Origin of the sequence: Bacillus sp. JJ783 (assembly GCF_036963225.1) — a bacterium.
Taxonomy (GTDB): Bacteria; Bacillota; Bacilli; order Bacillales; family Bacillaceae_G; genus Bacillus_A; species Bacillus_A cereus_U.
The window spans coordinates 6,980-7,246 of record NZ_JBALMG010000171.1 but is presented as its reverse complement, the minus strand read 5'-3'; the positions used below and the strand labels follow the sequence as shown (position 1 = coordinate 7,246).

The following is a 267-nucleotide window of genomic DNA, read 5'->3' as shown; positions in this document are numbered from 1 at the left end:
TATTGGTAGTGATATTATGAAAATCGGTAAATTTGGAGAAAAAAATAATTTAAGTATAGATACGATTATACATTATATGGATCTCGGGCTAATTATCCCCGAAAAGAAGGGGGGCCATTATTTTTTTGATGAGTATTGTCAAAAAGATATAGAGCTTATATTAGAGTACAAATGGCTAGGATTTAGTTTGAATGAAATTAAAGAACTTTTTCTTTATAAAAGTTTAGCAAAATCTATGAATTACGAAAAAGATATTTTTTACCAATC

At 27.0% G+C, this 267-nt stretch carries 1 protein-coding gene; it reads left to right on the top strand.

All coding sequences use genetic code 11. The features are described from left to right. Positions 1-16: 16 nt before the first annotated feature. A partial coding sequence (locus tag V7038_RS26585; protein WP_335695883.1) for a MerR family transcriptional regulator occupies positions 17-267 on the top strand: 251 nt, incomplete at its 3' end.